7 protein-coding genes and 1 pseudogene are annotated in these 5,860 nt (G+C 72.0%); 7 read left to right on the top strand and 1 reads right to left on the bottom strand.

The window, feature by feature from the left end:
- Positions 1-189: pseudogene (locus ABTZ99_RS44440) on the bottom strand (endo-1,4-beta-xylanase); the annotation flags it as partial.
- 933 nt (positions 190-1,122) lie between these two features.
- Here ABTZ99_RS44440 and ABTZ99_RS44435 point away from each other — a divergent pair.
- The 7 genes from ABTZ99_RS44435 (at position 1,123) to ABTZ99_RS44405 (ending at position 5,820) form a co-directional block, all read left to right on the top strand.
- A complete protein-coding gene (locus ABTZ99_RS44435) occupies positions 1,123-1,446 on the top strand; it encodes an ArsR/SmtB family transcription factor (RefSeq protein WP_498777215.1) in 324 nt (107 codons plus the stop codon).
- 5 nt (positions 1,447-1,451) lie between these two features.
- Positions 1,452-1,925, top strand: a complete 474-nt coding sequence (locus ABTZ99_RS44430; protein ID WP_499619192.1) for an SRPBCC family protein — start codon at positions 1,452-1,454, stop codon at positions 1,923-1,925.
- Between the two features lie 116 nt (positions 1,926-2,041).
- The gene (locus ABTZ99_RS44425) at positions 2,042-2,491 is read left to right on the top strand and encodes a MarR family winged helix-turn-helix transcriptional regulator (protein ID WP_498777219.1); all 450 of its coding nucleotides are present in this window, start codon (positions 2,042-2,044) and stop codon (positions 2,489-2,491) included.
- The gene (locus ABTZ99_RS44420; protein ID WP_498777221.1) at positions 2,481-2,975 is read left to right on the top strand and encodes a hypothetical protein; all 495 of its coding nucleotides are present in this window, start codon (positions 2,481-2,483) and stop codon (positions 2,973-2,975) included. The genes ABTZ99_RS44425 and ABTZ99_RS44420 overlap by 11 nt, the downstream gene beginning before the upstream one ends.
- A gap of 296 nt (positions 2,976-3,271) precedes the next feature.
- Positions 3,272-3,706: a hypothetical protein gene (locus ABTZ99_RS44415; RefSeq protein WP_498777223.1), complete on the top strand. Its 435-nt coding sequence runs from the start codon at positions 3,272-3,274 to the stop codon at positions 3,704-3,706.
- Positions 3,703-5,004 (top strand): sensor histidine kinase, encoded by a 1,302-nt coding sequence (locus ABTZ99_RS44410; RefSeq protein WP_499619189.1) that lies wholly within the window; start codon positions 3,703-3,705, stop codon positions 5,002-5,004. Before ABTZ99_RS44415 ends, ABTZ99_RS44410 begins: the two co-directional genes overlap by 4 nt.
- 189 nt (positions 5,005-5,193) lie before the next feature.
- Entirely contained in the window at positions 5,194-5,820 is a 627-nt protein-coding gene (locus tag ABTZ99_RS44405; protein WP_498777227.1) for a hypothetical protein, read from the top strand.
- Positions 5,821-5,860 lie beyond the last annotated feature (40 nt).

Here is a 5,860-nt window from a genome sequence, read left to right as displayed (position 1 = left end):
CGTGACCATGTCGAACTCGCGGTTCAGGATGCCCACGTAGGTCGAGTCGCCCAGCTTGTTGGCCGCGACCGCGGTGCCGAAGTACCGCCCGCTCTGCTGGGCCGCCGCCGCGAGCGTGGAGGCGGCACCGCTGGCGGGCGCGGCCACGAGCACCGCGGCGCCCGCGGCGGCGGCGACCAGGGTCGACACGAGTGCGACTCTTGAGACTGACTTCGCTGTCAGCGTCATGTTCGGCGCTTTCTGGGGAGCACCCGCGGTAGCGCGGGTGGGGGTGGGTTGGGTCGGAGCGGTCGATGGTCCGCTCGGTGCGGGTGGCGGCGTTCCTCGTAGCCACACGCTGTTCGGTTCGAAACGTTAAGCAGTATTAACCGAAACAGTTTGGCCGATCAAGGCCCGGCTGAGGTCGGTCTGAGGCCGAGGTTTACATGCATGAACACCGACGAACCGGTTAAGTGCGATCTTGGGTCTTCGCCGGAAGCCCAGGTGAAAGGCCCTTGTCGTGGGGTGTCCGGTGCTCCGGTCGCGGTATGGCCAACAGGGGTGTGCCGGGGACTTGTTTCGCAATAATTCGAAACTATATTCGCAAATTTCAGCGTTCTCGGGCGGGGTCGTGGCCTGGAAGGCCTTCGCCGACGGTCACCGCGCCGGCCTGCCGCGCACGAGTCGCGGGACTTTCTTGGCGGCAGACGACCGCGTCGTGGTCTTCGGCGTCCACCACGTGGAAGGGGCGCTCGGCGGCGCGTCCGGGTCCGTGCCCTTCTACGCCGAGCCCGAGCGGATGCGGGGTCCCTGCGGGCGATGAGCGGTGTGTCCGCGGCGGCCCGGCTCGACCTGGCCGACCGGATGAGCTTCGTGTCGGCGAGCTTCACGTCGCCCGCGGGCAGCGGGTGCGGCCGGAACAGGCGGCCGAGGGTGTGCGAGGAGCCCGGGTCACGGCGTCCGCGCTGGGGGTCGGACGAGGTCACCGAGGGGTTCTCCAGTCAGGTGGAAAGCGCTTTCCAGATTCTCGGGAAGGTTCGGGCGGTGTCAATGTGCGTGGTGGGTCGGGGAAGCCTCGTCGAGGCTTCGGTAAGTCGCGACGAACGGTTGACGGCGCCACTCCGTTAGTCCAGACTTACCGATGTGACCGCTTCCGCTGGTGCCGTGCTGGACGCGTTGGGTGATCCGACACGGCGGTTGATCCTCGAACGGCTGCTCGACGGGCCGCTGGCGGTGGGGGTGCTGGCCGAACGGGTGCCGGTGTCGCGGCCCGCCGTGTCGCAGCACCTGAAGGTCCTCAAGGAGGCGGAGCTGGTGGTGGAGGCCGCGGCGGGCACGCGGCGGCTGTACCGCGTCAACCCCAGGGGTTTGGACGTGGTGCGCGATTACCTCGACCGGTTCTGGTCGAGCACGTTGGACAACTTCGCCGCCTTGGCGGCGGCCGAGGCCGAGCGCGAGGAGAGCTGATCGAGATGGGTGCCGAAGCGACCACGGAGATCGTCGTCCACAAGACGGTGACCGTGCCCCTCGGGGTGCGGCGGACGTTCGAGCTGTTCACCGCGCGGATGACGGACTTCTGGCCGTCCGAGCACTCGATCGGCACGGCGCCCCTGGCGGAGGTCGTGGTCGAACCGCGCGAGGGCGGGCGGTGGTTCGAGCGCGGGGAGGACGGCAGCGAGTGCTCGTGGGGCCGGGTCGCGCGGTGGTCGCCGCCGAACCGGCTCGTGCTGCTGTGGCAGATCGGGGCCGACTGGACCTACGACCCGTCGCTGGAGACCGAGGTGGAGATCGACTTCGTGGAGGAGTCCCCGGACCGCACCCGGCTGGAACTGCGTCACCGCCACCTCGAGCGCTTCGGCGAGCGGGCCGAGGCGCTGCGCGCGGCCTTCGACGGGCTGGGCGGCTGGAGCGGCACGCTGACCCGGTTCGCCGAGTTCGCGCGCTGACCGCGCCCGCCGGGTGGTGGTGGCCTGGGTCGCAGTCGCGGGGAGGACGTGGACGGCGCGCCACGGCGGGCGCAAAGTAGTTGCACCCTGGAACCAAGTAGTTCTAGGGTGGAACTATGTCGGATCGGGACGGCGGCTCGCCCCACGAGGAGTTCGCCGAGGTGTTCGTGGACTTCGTCCGCGGCTTCGGCCTGCTGGACGCCGAGACCACGCCCTGTGGCGCGCCGATGTCGACCGCGGAGGCGCACGCGATCACCGTCCTGCGCGCCGGGGGGCTGCACCAAGGCGTCCTCGGCGAGCGGGTCGGCCTCGGCAAGTCCTCCACGAGCCGCTTGGTCGACGGGCTGGAGCAGCGCGGTTGGGTGCGACGCGTCCCCGACCCGGACGACGGGCGCGCCCGCCTCCTGCGGTTGACCGACAAGGGACGTGAGGTCGCGGGCGGGGTGGTTCGTCGCCGCGCGGACCGGTTGTCCGCATTGCTCGACAACGTTCCCGCCGCGCGACGCCGCTCCGTCATCGAAGCGCTGCGACTACTCACGGAAGCAGGACGTCTTGATGCGCCGTAACCTCCTCCTCGGACTGATCACGCTGCTGGTGGCGGTCGGTGCGTGCGCAGTGCCGGACGACGACGCGCGGCAGGCCGCCCGGCAGTCCGAGGTCGCCGAGAAGGGCCGGGCGGTCATGCCGTTCGACCTGGAGCGGACCACGCACCGGTTCCTCCCGACCGGCGACGGGCTGCGGCAGGAGGTCGTCGCCGACGAGGTCGACGACGCCGCCCAGGTCGCGTTGATCCGCGAGCACCTCGCGGAGGAGGCGGAACGCTTCCGCTCCGGGGACTTCGCCGACCCGGCCCGGATCCACGGAACGGCCATGCCCGGCCTCGCGGAGCTCTCGGCCGGCGCGGCCGGCATCGCCATCGTCTACGGCGACCTGGACACCGGCGCCTCGCTGGACTTCCGCACCTCCGACCCGCGGTTGGTCCAGGCCCTGCACGCGTGGGGCGAGGCGCAGGTGTCCGACCACGGGAACCACGCGGAGCCGTCGAAGTAGTGCACGCGACCACCGCCGGGCCTCGTCGGTCCACAGCGGATTCGGCCGGGTACTCCCGGCCCCGGATGTCCGCTCGGTGACCGGTCACGCCGGGATCTGTCCAGGTCGCACTGTCGTAGGTGGACACTCGGTCGGCGCGCCTCCGTTGCCCAGCGGGGGCATCACACGATTGGGTGTTCACTCGTTCGTGGTAATCCCGTGCGGGGATGCCCAAGGTCGGTCCGGGGCTGGACGATGGGACAGCGGCACGCTGCTCTTCGCTGCCGTGACCTGAACGGATTTGCCAGGGGGTAACCATGACGGCAGCACACGTCGTCGTTTCCATCGAGGCGGGGGCCGAGGCGCGGACCGGGGGAGGTCGGGTCGCGGCCGGGTGGCTGGTCGAACCGACCCGGGTCGTGGTGCCCGACCCGCCGCCCGGCTTGCTGGACGGCAGCCTCGACGTCGAGGTCGTGCTCGCGGGTGCGGACGAGGGCCCGGTCGAGCGCATCCCGCCGACCGGGGTGAACGCCCTGCGGGTCGCCGGCGCGGAGTTCGCCGTCCTCGACCTCGCCGCGGCCTCACGACACGCGCCGAACGCGGTGATGCCCGAGTCGGTCGCGCTGGAGGAGGCGGTCGCCGCCCACGGGGGCGACGCGCGGGCGGCGTTCGAGTTCGCCGGCGGGCCCTACCCGCCGGGCGACAAGGCGTGCGCGAAGCACAACATCGTCAACTGCGCCCGCTGCTCATGACGTGGAGCCGCCTCGTCCCGGTGGCCGCGGACGTCGGGCTTGCCCTGGCGGCGGGCGCCATGGACGTGGTGCTCTACTCGCACGTCCCGCTGCGGCCGGAAGAGCCGGACTTCTGGTTCGCCCTGGGGTACCTGGGCCTGGTGTTCGTCGTGCTCATGGCCCGGCGCCGCCACCCGTTGGCGGTGTTCGTCGTGGTGCTGTCGGTGGCCGTGCTGGCCTCGCCCGTCAGCGGCTTCGACTTCCGCCCCGAGATCGTCGTGTACCTGGCCCTGTTCACCGTCGCCGAGCGGTGCCGGGTGCGGGTCGCGGGCGTGGCGCTGGCCGGCGCGCTGCTCTACGCGTTCGCCAGCTCCACGCCCGACTTCGACCCCAGCGGGCTCGAAGACCTCGTCGTGGACGTCGCGGCGGCCGCCTACCTGACCTTGTTGCCGCTGTCGGTGTGGGCGACCGGCCGGTGGGTCCGGACCAGCCGGGAGCACGCGCGGGTGCTGGAGGCGAGGCGGGAGCTGGAGGCGCACCAAGCCGTCGCGGAGGAGCGCGGCCGGATCGCCCGGGAACTGCACGACGTGGTGTCCCACGCGGTCACGGTGATCGTGCTCCAGGCCGCGGGCGGGCGGCGGGTGGTCGACCGCGACCCGGCCCGGGCCGGGCGCGCGTTCGACACGATCCAGCGCCTGGGCGAGAACGCGATGGGTGAGCTGCGCCGGATGCTGGAGGTCCTGCGCGCCGACGGGGAGCCGGCCGAGCCGCAGCCCGGCGTCGACGACCTCCCGGCCCTGCTGGACTCGTTCCGGGCGGCGGGGCTGCGGGTCGAGTCGCGCGTCGTCGGCGATCCGCGGCCGGTCGCGCCGACCGTGGACCTCGCGGTGTACCGGGTGGCGCAGGAAGCCCTGACCAACGTCACCAAGCACGCGGGCACCGGCGCGTCCGTCGAGGTGCTGCTGACCTGGGCCGCGGACCACGTCGAGATCCAGGTCCACGACGAGGGCGGGCACGGTGCCGCCCACCGCGGCCCCCTGTCCACCGGCCACGGCCTGACCGGGCTGCGCGAACGGCTGGCCGCGCTCGGCGGCAGCCTGGACACCGCCCGCACGCCCGCCGGGGGCTTCCGGCTCCGCGCCGTCCTGCCGCTCGCCGACACGGCCGGACCAGGGGAGGACGACCCGCCGCCGGTGCCGCTCCGCCGGGCGCGGCTCGGCCTCCTTCCCGCTCGGGCCCGCCGCACCCGGGGCGGAAGCGTGGCAGCCGGGGCGCGAACACGTCCGGAAGAGGAGTTCGCGCCCGGCGTCGACCCGTGAGCGCGGGCTGGGGCGAGGTCGTGCCGGAGGCCGCCGCGCGCGCTTTCCCGCCGGCGGGACCGGTTCGTTGACGACGGGACGCAGCGCCGAGACGATCTGGACGCGCTGCCGGCTCACCTCCATGCCCGGAGCGCCTTCTCACCCTCGGCTTCGGGCTCTCCCGGCGCCTCTCCCGCAGAGGAACAGTTGATGCACGAGTTCAGATCGTTCCTGGGCGCTCTGGCGACGGCTCTGGCCGTCGTCGCCGCGCTCGCGCCGAGCGCGACCGCCGCCCCGGCAACGCCCGCGGTCGACGTCCAGGTGCCGGCAGCAGCCACTTCCGGGAACAGCCCGGCGATCGAGATGGTGGGTGCCCAGGAGTCCGTCGTCACGACGTACACCAGCACGACCGCGTGGGTGCGCCAGTGCGCCTCCCTGAGCTGCGGTTACCACGAGGTCCCGGCGAACTCGTTCGTGATGGCGTACTGCTACACCTCGAACGCCGGCATCTTCTGGAACATGGTGCTCACCGACCACCCGGCCAATCCGACCCTGCCGATCGCGGGTTTCGTGGACACGACGGCCCTGTACCAGGACAACGTCCACCAACCGTGCACCTCGGTCGGTGAGGGTCCGAACCGCCCGGCCGCCGAGATGTGGGCGCACAGCTGCCCGCTGATGGCCTGCGGCTACGGCGTCATCCAGGCCGGGCACGACGTCGCCCTGGTGGCCGTCACGGATCAGATGTACGAGGGCGAGTTCTGGGCGCTGGTGCTCGACCACGACAACGTCAACAAGGACCTCGTCGGTTTCGTGCACGAGGACGACCTCTTCTAGGACGACCTCTTCCACCCGGCGCCGGGACGTCGGGCGTCCC

Source organism: Actinosynnema sp. NPDC002837, assembly GCF_040295345.1.
In the GTDB taxonomy this organism is placed as follows: domain Bacteria; phylum Actinomycetota; class Actinomycetes; order Mycobacteriales; family Pseudonocardiaceae; genus Actinosynnema.
Note: the sequence above shows the minus strand (reverse complement) of the source record. Positions and strands in the feature narration are given on the sequence as shown.

Bases quoted from the DNA above. Each gene is read 5' to 3' on its own strand.
- ABTZ99_RS44430 (WP_499619192.1), top strand. From the start codon at position 1,452: ATGGGTGCCGAAGCGACCACGGAGATCGTCGTCCACAAGACGGTGACC.
- ABTZ99_RS44410 (WP_499619189.1), top strand. From the start codon at position 3,703: ATGACGTGGAGCCGCCTCGTCCCGGTGGCCGCGGACGTCGGGCTTGCC.
- ABTZ99_RS44420 (WP_498777221.1), top strand. From the start codon at position 2,481: ATGCGCCGTAACCTCCTCCTCGGACTGATCACGCTGCTGGTGGCGGTC.
- ABTZ99_RS44405 (WP_498777227.1), top strand. From the start codon at position 5,194: ATGCACGAGTTCAGATCGTTCCTGGGCGCTCTGGCGACGGCTCTGGCC.
- ABTZ99_RS44415 (WP_498777223.1), top strand. From the start codon at position 3,272: ATGACGGCAGCACACGTCGTCGTTTCCATCGAGGCGGGGGCCGAGGCG.
- ABTZ99_RS44425 (WP_498777219.1), top strand. From the start codon at position 2,042: ATGTCGGATCGGGACGGCGGCTCGCCCCACGAGGAGTTCGCCGAGGTG.